This window comes from Microcoleus sp. OTE_8_concoct_300, assembly GCF_031383065.1.
Classification (GTDB): Bacteria; Cyanobacteriota; Cyanobacteriia; order Cyanobacteriales; family Microcoleaceae; genus Microcoleus.
This window is the reverse complement of the sequence record NZ_JANMZH010000211.1, coordinates 18,960-38,773: the sequence shown is the minus strand read 5'-3', so window position 1 is coordinate 38,773 and position 19,814 is coordinate 18,960. Positions and strand designations below refer to the sequence as shown.

Annotated in this window: 14 protein-coding genes; 7 read left to right on the top strand and 7 right to left on the bottom strand. The window is 44.1% G+C overall.

Annotated features, from left to right (window positions below; genetic code table 11):
* Positions 1–135 precede the first annotated feature (135 nt).
* Positions 136–447, bottom strand: a complete 312-nt coding sequence (locus ACUVJL_RS10470; RefSeq protein WP_445245784.1) for a helix-turn-helix domain-containing protein — start codon at positions 445–447, stop codon at positions 136–138.
* 161 nt (positions 448–608) lie between these two features.
* On the opposite strand from ACUVJL_RS10470, the gene ACUVJL_RS10465 reads away from it, so the two are divergent.
* The gene (locus tag ACUVJL_RS10465; RefSeq protein WP_445245783.1) at positions 609–3,530 is read left to right on the top strand and encodes an ATP-dependent Clp protease ATP-binding subunit; all 2,922 of its coding nucleotides are present in this window, start codon (positions 609–611) and stop codon (positions 3,528–3,530) included.
* Positions 3,531–3,747: 217 nt separating this feature from the next.
* Here the strand turns inward: ACUVJL_RS10465 and ACUVJL_RS10460 are convergent, their stop codons facing one another.
* Positions 3,748–3,978 (bottom strand): photosystem II protein, Psb35-related, encoded by a 231-nt coding sequence (locus ACUVJL_RS10460; protein WP_445245782.1) that lies wholly within the window; start codon positions 3,976–3,978, stop codon positions 3,748–3,750.
* A gap of 589 nt (positions 3,979–4,567) precedes the next feature.
* Here ACUVJL_RS10460 and treS point away from each other — a divergent pair.
* A complete protein-coding gene (treS, locus tag ACUVJL_RS10455) occupies positions 4,568–7,939 on the top strand; it encodes a maltose alpha-D-glucosyltransferase (RefSeq protein ID WP_445245781.1) in 3,372 nt (1,123 codons plus the stop codon).
* Between the two features lie 723 nt (positions 7,940–8,662).
* On the opposite strand, the gene ACUVJL_RS10450 is transcribed toward treS, so the two are convergent.
* The gene (locus tag ACUVJL_RS10450; protein ID WP_445245780.1) at positions 8,663–8,986 is read right to left on the bottom strand and encodes a 2Fe-2S iron-sulfur cluster-binding protein; all 324 of its coding nucleotides are present in this window, start codon (positions 8,984–8,986) and stop codon (positions 8,663–8,665) included.
* A 175-nt stretch (positions 8,987–9,161) separates the two neighbouring features.
* Positions 9,162–9,809 carry an RNA polymerase sigma factor gene (locus tag ACUVJL_RS10445; protein WP_445245779.1) on the bottom strand — a complete coding sequence of 216 codons (648 nt, stop codon included), beginning with the start codon at positions 9,807–9,809 and terminating at the stop codon, positions 9,162–9,164.
* A gap of 217 nt (positions 9,810–10,026) precedes the next feature.
* Here ACUVJL_RS10445 and ACUVJL_RS10440 point away from each other — a divergent pair, with 217 nt between their 5' ends.
* On the top strand, positions 10,027–10,755 hold the full coding sequence (locus ACUVJL_RS10440; RefSeq protein WP_445245778.1) for a DUF5131 family protein: 729 nt from the start codon (positions 10,027–10,029) through the stop codon (positions 10,753–10,755).
* Positions 10,756–10,818: 63 nt separating this feature from the next.
* Here ACUVJL_RS10440 and tcmP read toward each other — a convergent pair whose 3' ends face one another.
* From tcmP to ACUVJL_RS10425, 3 genes are all read right to left on the bottom strand, one after another.
* The gene (tcmP, locus tag ACUVJL_RS10435; RefSeq protein WP_445245777.1) at positions 10,819–12,114 is read right to left on the bottom strand and encodes a three-Cys-motif partner protein TcmP; all 1,296 of its coding nucleotides are present in this window, start codon (positions 12,112–12,114) and stop codon (positions 10,819–10,821) included.
* A gap of 101 nt (positions 12,115–12,215) precedes the next feature.
* Positions 12,216–16,010: a hydantoinase B/oxoprolinase family protein gene (locus tag ACUVJL_RS10430; RefSeq protein ID WP_445245786.1), complete on the bottom strand. Its 3,795-nt coding sequence runs from the start codon at positions 16,008–16,010 to the stop codon at positions 12,216–12,218.
* Positions 16,011–16,082: 72 nt separating this feature from the next.
* The gene (locus ACUVJL_RS10425) at positions 16,083–17,009 is read right to left on the bottom strand and encodes a M20/M25/M40 family metallo-hydrolase (RefSeq protein ID WP_445245776.1); all 927 of its coding nucleotides are present in this window, start codon (positions 17,007–17,009) and stop codon (positions 16,083–16,085) included.
* Between the two features lie 47 nt (positions 17,010–17,056).
* Between ACUVJL_RS10425 and ACUVJL_RS10420 the strand changes: the two genes are divergently transcribed.
* From ACUVJL_RS10420 to ACUVJL_RS10405, 4 genes are read left to right on the top strand one after another with little or no spacing between them, the layout of a single operon-like run.
* Entirely contained in the window at positions 17,057–18,355 is a 1,299-nt protein-coding gene (locus tag ACUVJL_RS10420) for an AAA family ATPase (protein ID WP_445245775.1), read from the top strand.
* A 1-nt stretch (position 18,356) separates the two neighbouring features.
* Positions 18,357–19,046, top strand: a complete 690-nt coding sequence (locus ACUVJL_RS10415) for a phage tail protein (protein WP_445245774.1) — start codon at positions 18,357–18,359, stop codon at positions 19,044–19,046.
* Between the two features lie 51 nt (positions 19,047–19,097).
* The gene (locus ACUVJL_RS10410) at positions 19,098–19,388 is read left to right on the top strand and encodes a hypothetical protein (RefSeq protein ID WP_445245773.1); all 291 of its coding nucleotides are present in this window, start codon (positions 19,098–19,100) and stop codon (positions 19,386–19,388) included.
* Positions 19,355–19,804, top strand: coding sequence for a type II toxin-antitoxin system VapC family toxin (locus ACUVJL_RS10405; protein WP_445245772.1), 450 nt, complete (start codon positions 19,355–19,357; stop codon positions 19,802–19,804). The genes ACUVJL_RS10410 and ACUVJL_RS10405 overlap by 34 nt, the downstream gene beginning before the upstream one ends.
* Positions 19,805–19,814 lie beyond the last annotated feature (10 nt).

Genomic DNA, 19,814 nt, shown 5'->3' with positions numbered 1-19,814 from the left:
AATCAACAGCTTGATTCTCAATAGGTACGAAAATAAAAGCTTTCAGGGTTTCTTAATAAGAATGGATATTTGATGATTATTCGATCAAATGGTTACACCGTATAGGTTTTACTGCTTTTCACATGACCTGAATCCTTACGGCGCTCCTATTTTACCCCCTTTTCTCTTGCCCTTATGGGAATCAAAAAAGTTCTTGTAAGCCGTGGCTAGATGCCTCAAAGACTGCTGCAAAGGAACAGACGAAACCTCGTTTAACCAAACTCTTGCTTCGGTCTTTTTGGTACTGGTTAATAGTGCAGATAGTTGGTTGTAGTTTGGTAGTTTATCAGCAGATTTGCACAAAGCTAAGGCATCATTCCAGACCACTCTCACGCAACCAAACAACTGAGCTAAGCTCAATCGCTGTTGGTCTGTGGGGTAGAATCTGTATTGATATCTTGCTTTCATCGTCCAATCTGTCAGCGTCGTTTTTATTGTAGAATATATTACAGTGAGAAAGCAACAAATATCTGGGAAAAATACAATACTAAAAGCCGTCCTAGAAGGACGGGGTTTTAGACCCCATTTTCTGATAACAACAGGAATCCCCTTGATTGCGAGGAACCAACGTGCAGCCAACAGACCCTAGCAAATTTACAGATCAAGCCTGGGAAGCCATTGTCAAATCCCAGGATGTAGCCCGCCGCTTTGCCAATCAGCAGCTAGAGGTTGAACATTTAGCCATCGCCATTCTCGAACAGCAAGGCCTGGCCAACAGCATTCTCAGCAAAGCTGGAGTCGATGCCCCCCGCTTAGCCCAGCAGTTAGATGCTTTTGCCAAACGACAGCCCAGAGTGGCCAACGCTGACCAACTATACCTCGGCCGCGGCTTAGAAGTGATGTTAGATGTTGCTGAGGCCACTAGAGCGACTTGGCAAGATAATTTTATCGCCGTTGAACATTTATTAATTGGCTTAGTAGAAGACGAACGAGTCGGTCGCAGGTTGCTGACAAAAGGCGACGGGCCACCGGGCCGCCCCGGTTACGATCGCAAACCCCCAGCCGGTACGATCGATCGGCCAAAACTCGAAGAAGCTATCAAATCTGTCCGCGCCACTACTAAAGCCCAAGAAAAAAATTCCGAACCGGGGAAAGCCAGCCTCCGCAACGCTAAAGCCCAAGATCAAGATGGCGAAGCTAACTCCGACGCCCTCAACAAGTACGGCCGCGATTTGACAGAAGCTGCCAAAGCAGGGAAACTCGACCCAGTAATCGGCCGCGACGAGGAAATCCGCCGTGTGGTGCAAGTTCTTTCCCGCCGCCAAAAAAACAATCCGGTGTTGATTGGCGATCCCGGAGTCGGAAAAACTGCGATCGCCGAAGGTTTAGCCCAGCGAATTGTCAACGGCGATGTACCGGAATCTTTGAAAAATCGCCAGCTATTTAGCCTTGACATGGGCAGTTTAATTGCTGGGGCAAAATTCCGGGGCGAATTTGAAGAACGATTGCGGTCTGTTCTGCGGGAAGTCATCGATTCCGACGGGCAAATTGTCCTATTTATTGACGAATTGCACACTGTTGTCGGCACTGGCGGCGGTGGCAGTTCCGGTTCGGGAATGGATGCGGGAAATTTGTTAAAACCCATGTTGGCAAGAGGCGAATTGCGCTGCATCGGCGCTACAACTCTCGATGAATTCCGCAAGAATATTGAAAAAGATCCTGCCTTGGAACGCCGATTTCAACAAGTATTTGTCGGCGAACCGAGCGTTGAAGATACTGTTTCGATTTTGCGCGGATTGAAAGACCGTTACGAACGCCACCACGGGGTAAAAATTACTGATTCGGCCCTGGTAGCTGCTGCAACTCTGTCTTTTCGCTATATTTCCGATCGATTTTTGCCGGACAAGGCGATCGACCTGGTAGACGAAGCGGCCGCCCACTTGAAAATGGAGATTACCTCTAAACCTGTGGAATTGGAAGGAATCGACCGCCGGGTGATGCAGTTGGAAATGGAAAAATTGTCGATCGAAGGCGAAGGAAAAGGTGCTCTAGCCCCTGGGCTCGGCTTCCGCGTCGAACGCATCACATCTGAGATTGACATTTTAAAAGCTAAGCAGGAAAAATTGTCCTCTCAGTGGTTGGGCGAAAAGCAGTTGTTGGATGCAATCAATAAATTGAAAGCAGAAGAAGACCAACTGCGAGTCCAAATCGAACAAGCAGAAAGGGCTTATGATTTGAATAAAGCCGCACAGTTAAAGTACGGCAAGTTGGAAACTGCGGTGCGCGATCGCGAAGCGAAAGAAGCGGAACTTTTGAAACAGCAAGCTCAAGGTTCTTCCCTGCTGCGCGAAAAAGTTACTGAGGGCGATATTGCGGAAATTGTCGCCAAATGGACGGGCATTCCGGTTAATCGGTTGTTAGAATCCGAACGCCAAAAATTGCTGCAATTGGAAAAACACTTGCACCAAAAAGTCATCGGTCAAGAGGAAGCTGTAACAGCCGTGGCAGCGGCAATTCGGCGCGCTAGGGCGGGCATGAAAGACCCCGGGAGACCGATCGGCTCTTTCTTGTTTATGGGCCCGACAGGCGTCGGAAAAACTGAGTTAGCCCGGGCGTTGGCGGAGTTTTTGTTTGACAGCGATGATGCGATCGTCCGCATCGATATGTCGGAATACATGGAGAAACACAGCGTTTCCCGGTTGGTAGGAGCTCCCCCCGGATATGTCGGTTACGATGAAGGGGGACAACTTTCGGAAGCAGTGCGGAGACATCCTTATTCGGTAGTGCTGTTTGACGAAGTGGAAAAAGCGCACCCGGACGTATTTAACATTTTGCTGCAAGTGTTGGATGACGGCAGAATTACCGATTCTCAAGGTCGAGTGGTTGACTTTAGAAATACCGTAATTGTGATGACTAGCAATATCGGCAGCGACCACATTTTAGACGTGTTTACTAAGAAGGAAAAAACCGCCAAAAAACCTGCTAATCGGAAGCACGAAACGAAAGATTTGTCAAGTCAAAAGACAGATTATAAAGTGGCTGCCGACGGTACTGTTGAGGTGTCGGCCGAGCGAGTCGATAGTCCAGACAAGAGTGAAAATGAAAATTTATTGACTCAAGAACGGGAGACAGACCAAGAGTACGAACAGATGTTAAAACGGGTGATGACAGCGCTGCGATCGCACTTCCGGCCCGAATTTCTCAATCGGGTGGACGAGATAATTTTGTTCCACACTTTGAGCAAGATCGAATTGCGGCAAATAGTCAGCATTCAAGTGAAGCGGATCGAGCGTTTGTTGGCCGAGCAAAAAATTACTTTGGAACTGTCGGATGCGGCGAAAAACCATATCACAGATGTTGGTTACGACCCGGTTTACGGCGCTCGTCCCTTAAAACGTGCCATCCAGCGGGAGCTGGAAAACCCGCTGGCCAACAAGATTCTGGAAAATGTGTTTGTCGAGGGCGATACAATTGCGATCGACTGTGAAAATAACACTTTGCAATTTCGCAAAAAAGAATTTCGCCCAGCCCTAGCAGGTAACAGTTTGTAGTTGCCGAACAGCTAGGAACAGGCAGGATGCCTGTTCCACAAATAATAAGTCTTCTTGTGGAACAGGCATCCTGCCTGTTATTGAAAATTAGGAACAGGCAAGATGCCTGTTCCACAAACCATCAATTCTCTTGTGGAACAGGCATCTTGCCTGTTATTGAAAATTAGGAACCGACATCCTGCCTGTTATTGAAAATGGTGAAACCTGTTACTTGATATCAAGAATTAGAGATGGTTCGGCAGCCGTAAGCATCCATGCTGTAGGCGGGAACGCGAACGCTGTAATCCATCTCTGTTGCTGTGATTGCTACAGCCAATTTTTCAAAAGACTCATCGTTCCAATTCCGCTCGTGGATGGGCTTTGACTGTTCGCCCAGGAAATATGCTTGAGTACCAATGACTGAGGCCGCTACCCAGCCCACGATTAAAAGAGCGATTACAATAGTCATTGTTGCTTTTTCCTTAACTTTTGTTGCTTTATGTAAACAAATGTAACAATAGCTAGCCATTAACGTCAAGGTAGTCTTATGTCGTGGCAACCGTCCGGCAGGTAGTAAATACCGCCCCTGATACTTCGTCTGTAGGGTGCGCTTAGTGTCAACAAGGGCTCGATCCCCCTAGCCCCCCTTAATAAGGGGGGGACAAGAGTGTTCTCTCGCGTCCCCCTTATCAAGGGGGATTTAGGGGGATCTAGACTGGGCTACCAGCGAGAGATACAGAGGGGTTTCAGGCTTAAGTTGACACGCCTTGGTAGGGTGTGCACCGCGCACCGGTCTTTCGGCTGTGCACCGCGCATATGTATCCGGATTGTGAACTGTATCCGAAATAGCAAAACAGAGTGTTGAGGTTTTATAGTTAAGAAGTGATAAGTTTTGCGTGAAAAAATTACGATTAAAACTCTGCGGCTCGCCTGAGGAAGCGCGGCCAAATTATGAGTTATGATTTATCAGTTTGGATTTGAAATAACAAATCCCAATTACCAAATTCTAAGTACAAATTCCCAATTACCAATCAACCCTAAAAATTATGCCAAACTCAATGTTAAATAACGACCCCTTGTGGTTCAAAGACGCGATTATTTACGAAGTACCAGTTCGGGCTTTTGCAGACAGCAATGCAGACGGCATCGGCGACTTTCGAGGACTGACAGAAAAACTGGATTACCTGCAAAACTTGGGAGTAACAGCAATTTGGGTACTGCCATTTTTTCCCTCGCCGCTGCGAGACGACGGCTACGATACATCTCACTATACCACCGTCAACCCAATTTACGGCACATTAGAGGATTTTAAAGACCTTTTAGAAGCAGCGCACGAGCGGGGAATTCGAGTCATTATTGAGTTAATTGTTAACCACACTTCCGACCAGCACGCTTGGTTTCAGCGAGCGCGTCGCGCCCCGAAAGGCAGTAATGAGAGAGATTTTTATGTGTGGAGCGACACCCCGGAAAAATATCAAGATGCTCGGATTATTTTCCAAGATTTTGAAACCTCTAATTGGGCTTGGGATTCGGTAGCAAAAGCTTATTACTGGCACCGTTTTTATTCCCACCAACCCGATTTGAATTACGACAATCCCGCTGTCCGCCAAGCCATCTTAGATGTGGTAGATTTCTGGTTAGCACTGGGAGTAGACGGACTGCGCATGGATGCGGTGCCTTACCTGTACGAGCGCGAAGGTACTAACTGCGAAAACCTGCCAGAAACTCACGTATTCCTGAAGCACTTGCGGAAGCACGTAGATGAGAAATTCCCGAACCGGATGCTGCTTGCTGAGGCGAATCAGTGGCCGGAAGATGCGGTTGAATATTACGCTGCTGGGGATGAATGTCACATGAACTTTCATTTTCCGCTGATGCCGCGTTTATTTATGGCTTTGTATATGGAAGATAGCTTCCCAATTAGCGACATTCTCCAGCAAACTCCCCATATTCCTAATAACTGTCAGTGGGCCTTATTTTTACGAAATCACGATGAATTGACGCTGGAAATGGTGAGTGATGAAGACCGAGATTATATGTATCGGGTTTACGCTCAAGACACTCAGGCGAGAATTAATTTGGGCATCCGCCGCCGCTTGGCTCCTTTGATGGGAAATAACCGCCGCCGCATCGAGTTGATGAATGCTTTGCTGCTGTCTCTTCCGGGTACGCCGGTGCTTTACTACGGCGATGAAATTGGCATGGGAGACAATATCTATTTGGGCGATCGCAACGGGGTGAGAACTCCGATGCAGTGGAGCGGCGATCGCAATGCCGGTTTCAGCCGCGCTAACCCGCAGCGGCTTTACGCGCCGCCAATTGTTGACCCTGAATATCACTACGAATCTATTAACGTGGAAGCGCAGCGGGCGAATCCGAGTTCTCTTTGGTGGTGGATGAAACGCCTAATTGCTATTCGGCAGCGCTTCCAAGCATTCGGCCGCGGAACTTGCGAGTTTCTGTACCCGGAAAACCGCAAAGTTTTAGCTTTTGTGCGCACTTATCAAGACGAACACATCCTCGTAGTGGCTAATTTGTCGCGCTTCGTGCAGACGGCAGAATTAGATCTTTCGCCCTTTAAAGGTGCTATTCCAGAGGAGATTTTCGGGCGCACTGAGTTTCCGGCGGTTGGCGAGGATCCTTACTTTTTGAGCTTGAGCCCTCACACGTTTTACTGGTTTACTCTTAGTGCTAAACACGAAGATTTTTTGGTGAACGGTTTTAACACAGGCTTGCCTAGTTTGGCGGTCATAGGTACTTGGAAAACTGCTTTTTCTACAAGTCAGTTAAGCGATATGCTGCTCAATCTTTTGCCGGAATACTTGCGACGCAATCGCTGGTATAGCGGTACAGACAGGACAATTCAATCATTAGAAATAAGTGAGGTTATACCTGTTGAATGTAAAGATAGTGCCGGGGAAGAATCAAAAGTTTACATTCTGTTTTTGCTGTTGAATTATACTGAAGGTATGCCGGAAACTTACATTTTGCCTTTAGGTTGGGAAGAGATGAAAGGCGATGTGGACGAGCGGGCGATCGCGCGCCTGCAGTTCCCAGAAACCAACAAGGAAGTCGGGATACTATTTGATGCTGCAGGGGACAAAGGTTTTCTGAGCGCGCTGCTGGGGGCGATCGGCAATTCTCGCAGTTACACAGGTGTAGCAGGTCAACTGGTAGGAATTGCCGACAGTGCATTCAGATCAGAACAAGATTTATCGCACCTCGAACCTCACGTGTTCAAAAAAGAACAAAGCAATACATCCGCAGGTTACGGCGACCGCTTCGTCCTGAAAATATTGCGAAAAGTCGAGGAAGGAATCAACCCCGAATTAGAAATCGGACGATTTTTAACAGAGCGCAACTCGATCCAACACTACGCTCCAATTGCCGGAGCATTGGAATATCACACACAAGGAAAACAAGTCATTACAGTCGGAATACTACAAAAATTAATCCCCGACAGCGTAGACGCTTGGTCTTATACATTAGACACACTGCGCGACTATTTCGAGCAAGTAATGACAGTAGAAGCAAAGCATTCCGGCGAAAATTTATCTATTTCCCCCGCAAATTATTTACCGACCGCTTTGACCGGATCGACGCAGCGGCAGTCAAACTCGCTAGTAGCGGATTTATCCCTAGAAATTCCGCCATTAGCTCGCGAACTGATCGGCTCTTACTTAGCATCAGCCGAACTTTTAGGTAAGCGGACAGCCGAACTTCACCTCGCTTTAGCTTCTGACACAGAAAATCCCGCTTTTGCCCCAGAAAGCTTCACCTCCTTTTACCAGCGTTCCATCTATCAGCACATGAGAAATCTCGCAGGAAGAACTTTGCTGGAGCTAAAAAAACGGCTGTCCAAACTGCCACCAGAAGTACAAAAATCGGCGCAAAAGCTCCTCAACCGCGAAGATTTGCTCATGGAACGTTTCAAGTCTATTTTGAACTTGAGAATCACGGCTGATAGAATTCGCTGTCACGGAGACTTTCATTTCGGGCAAGTTCTTTATACAGGTAAAGACTTCGTAATTATTGATTTCGGAGGAGAACGGGATCGACCCTTAAGCGAGCGGCGGATGAAGAGGTCGCCCCTGCGAGATGTTGCGGGAATGCTGCAATCTTTAAGTTTCGCTGTTACTTTGGCACTCCGCAATGAAGTAGAAAGTGGCATGATTCGCCCTGAAAATCTCCCGGAGATGCAGCAGTGGGCGAACGTTTGGCACCGCTGGGTGAGCCTCACTTTTCTTGACAGCTATTTGGTAACAGCATCCGATGCAAATTTCTTGCCCAAATCTATACCAGAACTACAAGTTTTGTTAGATGCTTACATTTTGGAAAAAGCGGTTGCCGAGCTAGCCTACGAACTCAATTACCGCTTGGATTGGGCGCAAATTCCGCTTCAGCGGATTCTACAATTGCTTAATTTATAAGGGCGGGTTTATCTATACTTATTAGGGTGCGTGACTTTCTAGCCACTCAAGTGGCAGCCCGATTCTTGAGAGTCACGCACCTTACATGACCAGAAATCTGGTTTAACAACTATTTCCAGGGGCGAATATTAGGTAGGAGTCACAACTGATTTACGTATCTTTGCGATCGCTTTGATAATTTCTTCTCGATTCTTATAGCGGTTCTCGGAAAGATGAGGTATTCACGAATTAATTAACAATTCCCCAATCTAAAATCTAAAATCTAAAATCTAAAATCTAAAATCTAAACTTGTACCTCATCTTTCGCTCGAAAGGCTATACTTGATTGTATCCATTTTGGAAGTCGAGAGAACAGACTCTGATTGGACCAGCCATAAAGTTCATGAGGTTTTCGTTCCCTCAGCTTTGCCCGAACAAAGGCCTCAATAAATTCTAAATGTCGAAGATTGTAAGCCCAAAGCGTCTCACCGCAACAGGAAGTTTGAAGCCACAGAGGATAGTGGAAGTAGTCATCCACTGTATACGATCTTTCAATCTTCTTCTCGGACCATTTTTTTGAGGAACCACAAGCTGTACAGGAAAATCTGCGAGGAGCAAACGAATCGGCGTTATCAGGAGCGATACAACGCACGATCGCACATGAATCACAAAAAGGGCATCGCACCAGAAATTCATGCTGGAAGGAGTAGATGTTTTCACGAGTATCTTTAAATCGCTCGATACTTACGACTTAAAATAGAGAGATGCTTGATATAAAACTTGTTCTTGATGCGTTAACAAAGTGCAGTCAGAAAGCGGGTAAGCCACACAAGTAACAGCGTAGCCAGCTTGCAATTCTGACGGCTTCAAAAACTTTTGTTCGCTTTGGTCGATTTTACCGCTCAACAATTTGGCAACGCAAGCAGAACACTCTCCTTGCTTGCATCCGTTCGGCAAGCGGATGCCGGCATCTTCTGCCATATCTAAGATATACTGGTCGTCTGGTACGGAGATCGTGCGATCGAGCGCGAGAGCCTCATTCACCAACCGAACTTGATAAACAGCCATTTCCACCTCTGATATTGAGATTGCTGGTATTCAACCAAAATAGATGATTACAATTTACACAAAAAATCAAAATGTAGGGTGTGCACCGAGCACATTCCGCTATACATGATAGCTAAAAAAACCCGGTATTTTCAAAACACCGGGTTTGTGAGAAACCACAAACTCGATCGCTATCCTAGACAAGTTCTTCTTGATAATCGAGATTTTCATCTAGATAAATAGCCCGAATATCCTCCGGCAAGTTGGATTCTAAACTTTGATATCCTTTTTGCAGCAAAGCCTTTACCTGAGCGGGCGAAATAGCTTCGCCTTCTGCCTGCAAATAAGCTGCAATTCGAGTTTCGCTCCAGCGGAAAGTCTGAGCCATTAACACGACTAAACGCGGCAGAGGCGCTAACAATTCTAAGGCTTGTTTGACGTAACACCAGAGGGGAGGCGAAGCGGATTGCAAAGAGTAGTGAATCGACTCAACAGGGGGCAATTCAGCTTGATTGATGCAGACGGCGGTGACATTAATCAGCCAGTTTTGGAGACTGAGATTTCCGCCATCAGACTCTTGGGTTTCGCGGCGTAAATCGAGGCCTCGGAGTTCGTGATAGATGTGCAGCCATGTGTGGGCAAATAGGTAATCTCCTTGTACGGGCGATCGCACGGAATGGCGAATCAGGGAGTGGACAATTTGAGCGTAGCGGCAAAAAATCGCCGTGAAGAACCTACCTTGATCGGGATGGTTTTGAAACAGGGTCAATAATTCCTGATCGCTGTGGTGAAACAGGGATTTGACCACTGGATGGTTGAATTCTGAAAAATTAGGTGTTTGCACAATTGTTCTGTAACGGTTTTGGGAATAAATGCTGGTGCAGCCCGATTCTACAACACGATATACATTTGATGCAAGTGCTGAAAAAATATGTTGATATTTAAGTCAATTTTATTATATAATCGAATTTGTAGTGACGCTGAATAGACCTAAATTAATAGAGCGAATTTTATTTGTTCACCGTCACCTACAAATATTGTTTAAATGGTAAAGCCCTTGTATGTCTAGCATTAATACTGGTATCGAATGGACCGACAGAACGTGGAATCCAACGACTGGCTGCGATAAAGTCAGTCCAGGTTGTACGCATTGTTATGCTGAAGCATTAACAAAACGGTTTCATACTAATTTTCCTAACGGTTTTGATTTAACGGAATATCCAAAACGTTTGAATGAGCCTAAAAGCTGGCGAAAGCCGAGTCGCATTTTTGTTAACTCAATGAGCGATTTGTTCCATGAAGATGTTTCTCTTGAATTTCTGAAACAAGTTTTTGATGTAATGCGTGAAACTCCTCACCACATTTATCAAATCCTTACCAAGCGAGATAAACGTTTAGTAGAGTTAGCCCCTCAACTTGAATGGTCTGATAATATTTGGATGGGCGTGTCTGTTGAGAATCAAAATTATGTTCATCGTGTGGATTCTTTGCGACAAGTCAATGCAAAGGTACGCTTTTTATCCTGCGAACCACTTTTAGGGCCTTTGCAACTCGATCTAAGAGATATTCACTGGGTAATAGTTGGGGGAGAGTCGGGGCAAAAACACCGTCCGATGCAGGAAGAATGGGCACAAAGTATTCGGGATCAGTGTCAAGATGCTGAAGTCGCGTTTTTCTTCAAGCAATGGGGAGGTAGAACACCTAAAGCTGCTGGGAGACTTCTGGATGATAAAATTTGGGACGAGATGCCAGAGGCTGAGAATAAACAGAGAAAAAAATTGCTTCGATGATGGAAGATGAATAAATGCGAGTAACAGAGGCTAAATTATTACCACTAAAATTTAATAATCATATTATTCTACTATTTTTAGCAGACTATTTAGTGTGTAACGCTTTTTGGAACCAGGTTTTTGTATCTCTAACATCCCTTCTTGATAAAGTGAACCGAGAACATCGTTGTAATGCTGAGTTCTTTTTAAACAACCCAAATCATTCAATTTTAAAATAATATGAGTAATTACATCTTCAAAAGATTTCCATTCAGACTTGATTTCACGCAAGATTTTGATAGACTGTGTTTTAATTATAGCAATGCGTCTTTTCTGTTCTGCTTCCCATTCTTTATCAAGAAATTTTTCAATTCCTTGATAATTATCTTGAAAAAACAATAATTTATCTTCATCACAAACAAAATCATTCAGAAAATTACCAAATGCTTTTTCTGGATGATTGCTGCCGACTACAATACTGTATTGAGGTCTGACATCATTATAAGTCTCCTTAATTTCAAAGCTAGTTACACCTCTAAAACGGCCTTCTTTTCTCATTCTTTCTTTGAAGTATTCCAGCGCCCACCTTTCAAATTTTTGAGGCTCACTTTTTAGTTCCAGCCACTTTGGTTTCCACTCTATATCAGAATTAACACCTAGAAGCTTAGTCAAATTTTTTATATAACTCTCGTCAGTTTTTTGTTCTTTAGAATTAGCATAGGTAGTTTTATAATGCCCAGCATGACGAGCTACTTGTATATTGTGAAAAAGTAAAAACAGTTCGCCCTTATACTGGCTGACATAATTTCCTATGTCGCATATATTATCGAAACTCATTCCTTTAACAGCAAAGGCATCAAGAAAAAATAATGTAGGATAGTTTCCTAAGTCTTTCATTAGCTCAGGAAAAGCAACCTCAAATGTTTGAGGCTTATATATTTTATATGACAATCCCTCGGCTACAGCTTCACAATTTTCATGAAGCTTTTTATTGAAACTAGACTTAGATTCTATAAAGAAACATCTTAAGTTTACACGATTTTCTTCCCTGAAGAGTTTAGCACATTTTAGAGCTATTAATGGTGAACCATCAGTATTTTCAAACTCATGTTTATATTTAGACCAAAATTTTGAATTATTTACAAAATCTTCAATTCCTATTCCTTCTGTATATTTTCCTCTTCCTGCGAACCCATCGACATAATTTAAATGCTCTGATTGATAAGGTTTGTCACCACCAAGATTGTAACAATAAGACTGAATATACCTCAGCATGATCCGATGTTTCGATGCTGACCATGACCGTTTTCGAGTAAAGTAATTTTCTGAGTTATTTGGTTCTTCTGGAAATAGAGGTAGAGATAGTTTATCGCCTTCCATTTTCTACACCAGCGCTATTATAGATTGTGTTTAAATTTCTTTGGTAAACCAAGTCTAGCATAAAAAAGAGATCTGTTAACATTAAAAAATGTAAGCTAATGTTAATTCTTCATACAACCACCATAACCTCCGCCCCCCGGAGTCTCAATGACAAACACATCCCCGGGCTGCATTTCCACCGTCGCCGTACTCCCCAAATCCTCAACTTTTCCCTCAACCGTTTCAACATAATTCCGCCCAACTTTCCCCGCTTCACCCCCATTCAAACCGCAGGGAGAAATTAAACGCCGCCCCGATAAAATTCCCGCCGTCATCGCCTCCCGAAACCGCACTCGCCGCACCACTCCATTACCGCCGCGATGATATCCATTCCCGCCGCTATTAGCCCGAATTTCAAATTTTTCTAACAACACCGGAAACCGCCATTCTAATACTTCTGGGTCAGTTAAACGCGAATTAGTCATGTGAGTTTGTACCGCATCAGTGCCATCAAAATCTGCACCAGCACCCGAACCGCCGCAAATAGTTTCATAATATTGATAGCGCTGATTTCCCAAGGTAAAATTATTCATAGTTCCCTGAGAAGCCGCCATCACTCCCAAAGCACAATACAAAGCATCGGTAATATTCTGCGATGTTTCCACATTTCCGGCAACTACCGCCGCTGGATAGCGAGGATTCAGCATACAGCCTTCGGGATTGATAATTTCGAGAGGTTTCAAACAACCCGCATTTAGAGGAATATCGTCATCTACCAACGTGCGGAAAACATACAAAACAGCGGCTTTGCACACCGCAGCGGGAGCATTAAAATTGTTGGATTGTTGAGCAGAAGTGCCAGTAAAATCTATTTTTGCACTGCGCGCAGATTTGTCAATTGTAATCGCTACCTTAATTTGTCCGCCACTATCCATCGGATAAGTAAACTCGCCATCTTGCAAAACATCAATTACCCTGCGTACCGACTCTTCCGCATTGTCTTGCACAAAGCCCATATAAGCTTGCACAGTCTCTAATCCATAATGTTCTACCATCTCGATCAGCTCTTCTGCGCCGCGCTTGTTAGCAGCAATTTGTGCTTGCAAATCGGCTATATTTTGAGCGGAATTGCGAACAGGAAAATTCCCCGCTGTCAGAATTTCTAGTAATTCTTTTTCTCGAAAATTGCCCTCCCTTACTAACAGGAGATTGTCCAGCAATACACCTTCTTCAGTTACTGTTTTACTGTTAGGAGGCATGGAACCGGGAGTGATGCCGCCGATGTCGGCGTGGTGTCCCCGCGAGGCAACATAAAACAAAGGAAGGGAGGAATCACGAGCAAATACTGGAGTAATAACGGTGATATCTGGTAAATGCGTGCCGCCGTTGTAGGGATTGTTAGAAACATAAACATCGCCGGGTTGAATCGCATTGCCTTGTGCTAAAATTAAAGCTTCAACGCTTTCGCTCATCGAGCCTAGATGTACGGGAATGTGGGGCGCGTTGGCAACTAATTGCCCGTTTTTGTCGAAAATTGCACAGGAAAAGTCGAGGCGTTCTTTGATGTTGACTGAGGAACTTGTGTTTTGCAATGTGACGCCCATTTGTTCCGCGATCGCCCGAAACAAATTATTAAAAATTTCCAGCAAAACCGGATCGGATTTAACCGCAGATAAACGCGAATGAACGCGGATATTATCTGCGTCCATCTGCGTGCATCTGCGGTTCAAAATTAAATCATTATTTTCGGTGATTTCCCCTTCCCAGCCCGGTTCTATGATATTAGTTCCCGTAGCTTCAACAATCATAGCAGGGCCTTCTATGCAGTCGCCCGATCGCAAATCGTCTCTCTGATAAACAGGCGTTTCCCGCCACCCGCCAGCAACATAGGTTTGCACCGTTGAAATTGGTTGCACAGGCAAGATGCCCGTGCCACCCGAGGGGGAAATTGTGGATGCTTCCGGCACATCCATTGTCTGCAAAATTGGTTGCACAGGCAAGATGCCCGTACCACCCGAGGGGGAAATTGTGGATGCTTCCGGCACATCCATTCTTTCTACAACTTCCACCGAAACCGCTTCCACAATCAGCGGTTTTTCTGGCATAATAAAACTGTAACGCTGTCGGTGTGCTGCTTCAAATTCAGCCTGCATGACCTCAATATTGTCAGCAAAATTGACCGCCAAAACCGAGTCACTTCCCTGATACTTTAAGCGCAACTTGCTAACAACTAAAACCTCTGACTCATTCTCTGTGTTCTCTGCGCCTCTGCGGTTCAATTCCCTCTTTCCCTCAGCTTCCAATTCGGCTAAAATATGATGCAACTCAGGTAATAATTCTGCATTTAATAGTTGCTCGATCGCCCTTTCGCGAATAGCCCGCACATCAGCCAAACCCATACCGTAAGCCGATAACACACCCGCATAAGGGTGAATAAATACCCGTTTCATCCCCAAAGCATCCGCGATCGCACAAGCGTGTTGGCCGCCCGCACCGCCGAAACAGCACAATGTATACTCCGAAACATCGTAACCGCGCTGAAGCGAGATTTTTTTGACAGCATTTGCCATCTTTTCCACAGCGATCGCCAAAAAACCCTCCGCCACCTCTTCGGCCGTCCTCTCGCCCCCAATTTCCCCCGCTAATTGCCCAAATTTTTGCTTTACTACCTCAGGGGCGATCGGCAAATCTCCATTCAATCCAAATACTTTCGGGAAAAAATCCGGTTGAATTTTCCCCAACATCACATTGCAATCAGTCACCGTCAAGGGGCCGCCTTTGCGATAGCAAGCAGGCCCAGGATTGGCCCCTGCAGACTCCGGCCCGACGCGGTAGCGAGCCCCGTCAAAAAAGACAATTGAACCGCCGCCGGCTGCTACAGTGTGAATTGCCATCACGGGCGATCGCAATCTCACCCCAGCAATTTCCGTCTCAAATTCGCGTTCGTATTCGCCGTTAAAATGGGCAACATCTGTGGAAGTTCCGCCCATATCAAAGGTAATAATTTTATCAAAACCTGCCTTTTTGCTCGTTTGAACGGCACCGACAATTCCCCCAGCAGGCCCGGATAAAATACTGTTTTTTCCTTGAAATTGTGCCGCGTCCACTAAGCCGCCATTCGATTGCATAAACATTAATTTAGGGGACGGTGCCCCTACAGCCTCGTTCCCAAGCTCTGCCTGGGAACCGATATCCAGAGGCTCTGCCTCTCTTAACTGACTGGTTACTTGTTCGACGTATCGACGTAAAATCGGAGATAAATAAGCATCGACAACCGCAGTATCTCCCCGCGAAACTAATTTCATGAGCGGGCTGACTTCGTGAGATACTGAAATTTGAGTAAAGCCAATTTCTTTCGCTATTTTAGCAACTTGTTTTTCATGTTCCGAGTAGCGGTAGCCGTGTATGAATACGATCGCACAACTGCGAATTCCCTCATCGTATGCTTGCTGCAAACACGGGATAAACTCGGGATTGACAGCAGTTAACTCCTCACCTTGAGCGCTGTAGCGTTCCGCAACTTCAATAACTCGATCGTACAGCATCTGGGGCAAGACAATGTGGCGGGCGAAAATATTGGGGCGGTTTTGATAGCCAATTCTCAGCGCATCGCCGAAACCTTTAGTAATTAACAGAATTGTGCGATCGCCCTTTCGTTCCAGCAAAGCATTTGTCGCAACCGTTGTCCCCATTTTAATCGCTTCAATTTGGGCCGCAGGTATCGCTACGTCGGCCGGAATTCCCAGAATGTCGCGAATTCCTTGGACTGCTGCGTCTGTGTAGCGTTCCGGGTTTTCCGATAGCAGCTTGTGAATGACTAACTTACCGTCGGGGCTCTTGGCGACAATATCAGTAAAAGTGCCACCGCGATCGATCCAGAATTGCCAGCGAGTGCGATCGTCAAAAACAGCATTCATCTCTTTACCACTCATCTTCTCTTTCCTTCCTTCGCGCCCTTCGCGCCTTCGCGGTTCGTTAAAATAAAACTGCTATATATATCGAATAGCCTCAACCAACCCCTGACAAACACCAGCCAAAAAATCCAAATCCAAAGTCTCAATCCTATCACCTTCTCGATGATAATGAGGATTTCGCATATTAGCAGTATCAGTCACCATAATAGCCGGATAACCATTATCCCAAAAAGGAACATGATCGCTGCGGCGAGTATCCGGCACCATTAAACCTCGATTCGGCACCGGCAGCCACTCGCAGGGCTGACCAGATTTGCGAATTTTGGCACTCAAATTAATCAAATCGGGAACCGTCCGCAAAGTGCCAATTAAAGCAATAAAATTGCCACTATTTGGATAAAAATTTTTCAAGCCAGCGGGATAGCTTTGAGAATTAGGATTGTGGTTGCAATAACCCAACATTTCCAAAGAAATCATTAACCGGATTGACTCTTGCTGTTGCTTGTATTTAGCTGCATGATGACTGCTTCCCAAACAACCGTATTCTTCCATATCAAAGGCGACTAATTGCACTGGATATTTGAGCGGCGCAGATGCGATATCCCTTGCGAGTTCCAGTAAAACAGCCACACCAGTAGCATTATCATCGGCCCCAGGCGATCCGGGTACAGTATCGTAATGAGCACCAATTACGATCGGCGGCAACCGCTTCTTAATCTGCTTTTCAAAACCCAGATTGTCTTGCTTCCCCCCCGAAGCAAGGGGTGATTCTTCTTGCTTCCCCCCCTTAACAAGGGGGGGACTGAGGGGGGGTAAATCCAAAATCAAATTGTGATGAATTCGGCCGCGCACGGAAAAATCGTCAATTTCTACAGTTCCCCACTGTGCCAACTGTTCGCGGATGTATTGCTGAGCATAAAAATGCCCTTCGGATGCGAGGTATGGGTTGCGATCGCGTACAATTTGAATCAGATGGCTGTGCAAGCGTTCTTTGAGATTCATGCGATCGGAGATACAATGAGTACACTAAGATTATATGGGATTAAATTATGATTGGAGAAGTCAGAATCGAAAATTATAAGTCCATTCAAAAGCTGAAGCTAGAATTAGGACGAGTAACTGTATTGATCGGTGAAAATGGCTGCGGCAAAAGCAATATCCTAGAGGCGATCGCCCTTGCTTCTGCTGCGGCTGATGACAAGCTGGATAACGAGTTTTTAGGTTCTCGGGGCATCAGAGTTACAGAACCTCAATTTATGCGATCGGCCTTTGAAAAGGAAAATTTAGATAAAGATATCAAAATTGATATCAAAGGAAATGATGAAAACTTTCGTTGTATCTTATCTAATGATAACTTGCCGTATTCTCAGTGGATTAATAAAACAAAATCCCTGCTTCCTGAAACTTCTTTAGAAGATTCAAAAGACGAATCTAAAACCTTAAGAAAAGAAGAATTAATAAAAATAATAAAAGAGTATTTAAATTACATATCCCCATCGCTGCTTCCTGAAAATTCTTTAGAAGATTTAAAAGACGAATCTAAAACCTTAATAGAAGAAGAATTAATAAAAAGAAGAAAAGAGTCTTTAAAGTACATATCCACTGAGGATATTCTGTCGTCTATCATATCCTCTTCTTTTATATCATTTCAAAATTCAATTAACAAGTTGACTGATGGCTCTAATTTCAGTAAGTTTACAATTTACTCTCCCGAAAACCAAGCATTACGCACTTTTGAAAAAGAAGGACAAATTCAACCGCTAGGCATTAATGGTGAAGGATTATTTAAACTGATAAAGGTTTTGAAGTCAGAGGAAAACCCAAATCCACTCAATCAAATTAAAGAAAAGCTGCAATTGATAGATTGGTTTAAAGATTTTGATGTGCCTAAAAATTTATCACCCATGCAAAGCTCTCTCCTAATAAAAGATAAATATTTAGACATTGATTTAAGTTATTTCGATCAAAGAAATTCTAATGAAGGCTTTTTATTTTTACTCTTTTACTTTGCCTTGTTCATTAGCGATCTCACGCCGAGTTTTTTTGCAATAGATAACATTGACGCTTCCCTCAACCCCAGATTGTGTCGCCGGTTAATCCAAGAATTAGTCGAATTAGCAAAAAAACACGACAAACAAGTTATATTCACAACCCACAACCCGGCAGTTTTGGACGGTTTGGATTTAGATGATGATCAACAGCGGCTGTTTGCGATCTACCGCAACCAATTAGGGCATACTAAAGCTAGACGCATTCTCAAACCTGAACCTCTCGAAGGACAAGAACCTGTAAAATTATCCGAGGCTTTTTTGAGGGGCTATATCGGAGGGCTTCCTAAGAATTTTTAATATGATTAGTTTTGGATTAATTACTGAGGGATTGACTGACCAGATTGTGATTGAAAATATTTTAGCAGGATATTGCAAGAATCCCGATCTAGATATTAGACCGCTTCAACCAGAAAGGGATAAAAAAGATGAAAAAAAATTTAAAGGTTATGGTAGTTGGAGTCAAGTTTTTACTTATTGCCGTTTAAAAGATTTTCAAGAAGCGTTTCAATTTAATGACTATATAATTATCCAAATAGATACTGATGATTCAGAAAAGCATGGTTATGATATCCCACAGCGATATGAAAATAGCGAATTTACTCCTAAAGAGTTGATTGAAAAAGTTATCGAAAAGTTTAAAGAGGAAATTATTGGCGAATATTTCTACAGTCAATGTCAACAGCGAATCATTTGGGCTATATCAGTACATTCTATTGAGTGTTGGTTGCTTCCACCGTATTATACCCACACAAATAAAAAATCTAAATTTAAGAGCTGTCTCGATACTTTAAAGCGGGAACTTACGAAACAACACAAGTTTACGATCGACGCTAATGCTAAAAATCCTGAATATTATCGAGTAATTTCAGAACAATATCGCAAGCATAAAGTTTTGATGAAGCATTACGCAGAAAATCCCAGTTTAAAAAATTTTATAGAAGAGATTCAAAGCAGAGACATTAAGATTGGTGGCGAAGAGGATTGGTAATGAAGCAAGTTATTATGTCATATAATAGAAACATAGTTATCGGAGATTACCATGCAAGCATACAAACTTAGAGGTAAAATCGATGCAACTGGCAACTTGGTAGTTGGGGAACCCGTGAATATGCCACCGGGAGAGGTGGAAATCATCGTCTTGCAGCGGGCTGATACGGTTGTCAGTTCTCCTGATCCACTAATTGAGTCGGAGAAAGCTAAGCCTAAAATAAAAGTGACAACTAAAATCAAGGCTTTGCAAGCCTGGTTTGAAAATACTGAACCTGTTTCACCTGACTTCGATGCAGAGGCAGCTAGATGGGAAGCTTTAAAGGAGAAATACAATCTGTGAAAATCTTGCTAGATACCAACATCATTTTAGATATCGCCCTTGCCAGACAGCCCTTTTTTGGCGAAAGCAAACAAGTTTTGTCTTTAGTTGAACAAGGAGAGGTACAAGGTTATATTTCAGCATCTACTTTTAGTGACATTTACTACATTATCTGTCAAGCTAAAGGTAGAGATTTAACCCTTGAGTTTTTGCGGCAGTTAGCCACAATTTGTCAAGTAGCAACAGTAGATAACTCTGTTATTTCAATTGCATTAACTTGCAATTTCAAGGATTTTGAAGTTGCAATTCAGTACAGCACTGCTGTAATCAATCTAATTGATGCCATTGTCACCCGCAACCCGCGAGATTTTCCGGTTAATACTCCTAGGATTGTAACTCCAAATCAGTTAATTCAAGAATTAACTGATTCTCCCTAAATTTCTTAAA

Bases quoted from the DNA above. Each gene is read 5' to 3' on its own strand.
- ACUVJL_RS10410 (WP_445245773.1), top strand. From the start codon at position 19,098: ATGCAAGCATACAAACTTAGAGGTAAAATCGATGCAACTGGCAACTTG.
- tcmP (WP_445245777.1), bottom strand. From the start codon at position 12,114: ATGGAAGGCGATAAACTATCTCTACCTCTATTTCCAGAAGAACCAAAT.
- ACUVJL_RS10460 (WP_445245782.1), bottom strand. From the start codon at position 3,978: ATGACTATTGTAATCGCTCTTTTAATCGTGGGCTGGGTAGCGGCCTCA.
- ACUVJL_RS10440 (WP_445245778.1), top strand. From the start codon at position 10,027: ATGTCTAGCATTAATACTGGTATCGAATGGACCGACAGAACGTGGAAT.
- ACUVJL_RS10450 (WP_445245780.1), bottom strand. From the start codon at position 8,986: ATGGCTGTTTATCAAGTTCGGTTGGTGAATGAGGCTCTCGCGCTCGAT.
- treS (WP_445245781.1), top strand. From the start codon at position 4,568: ATGTTAAATAACGACCCCTTGTGGTTCAAAGACGCGATTATTTACGAA.
- ACUVJL_RS10405 (WP_445245772.1), top strand. From the start codon at position 19,355: ATGGGAAGCTTTAAAGGAGAAATACAATCTGTGAAAATCTTGCTAGAT.
- ACUVJL_RS10470 (WP_445245784.1), bottom strand. From the start codon at position 447: ATGAAAGCAAGATATCAATACAGATTCTACCCCACAGACCAACAGCGA.
- ACUVJL_RS10415 (WP_445245774.1), top strand. From the start codon at position 18,357: ATGATTAGTTTTGGATTAATTACTGAGGGATTGACTGACCAGATTGTG.
- ACUVJL_RS10425 (WP_445245776.1), bottom strand. From the start codon at position 17,009: ATGAATCTCAAAGAACGCTTGCACAGCCATCTGATTCAAATTGTACGC.
- ACUVJL_RS10430 (WP_445245786.1), bottom strand. From the start codon at position 16,010: ATGAATGCTGTTTTTGACGATCGCACTCGCTGGCAATTCTGGATCGAT.
- ACUVJL_RS10420 (WP_445245775.1), top strand. From the start codon at position 17,057: ATGATTGGAGAAGTCAGAATCGAAAATTATAAGTCCATTCAAAAGCTG.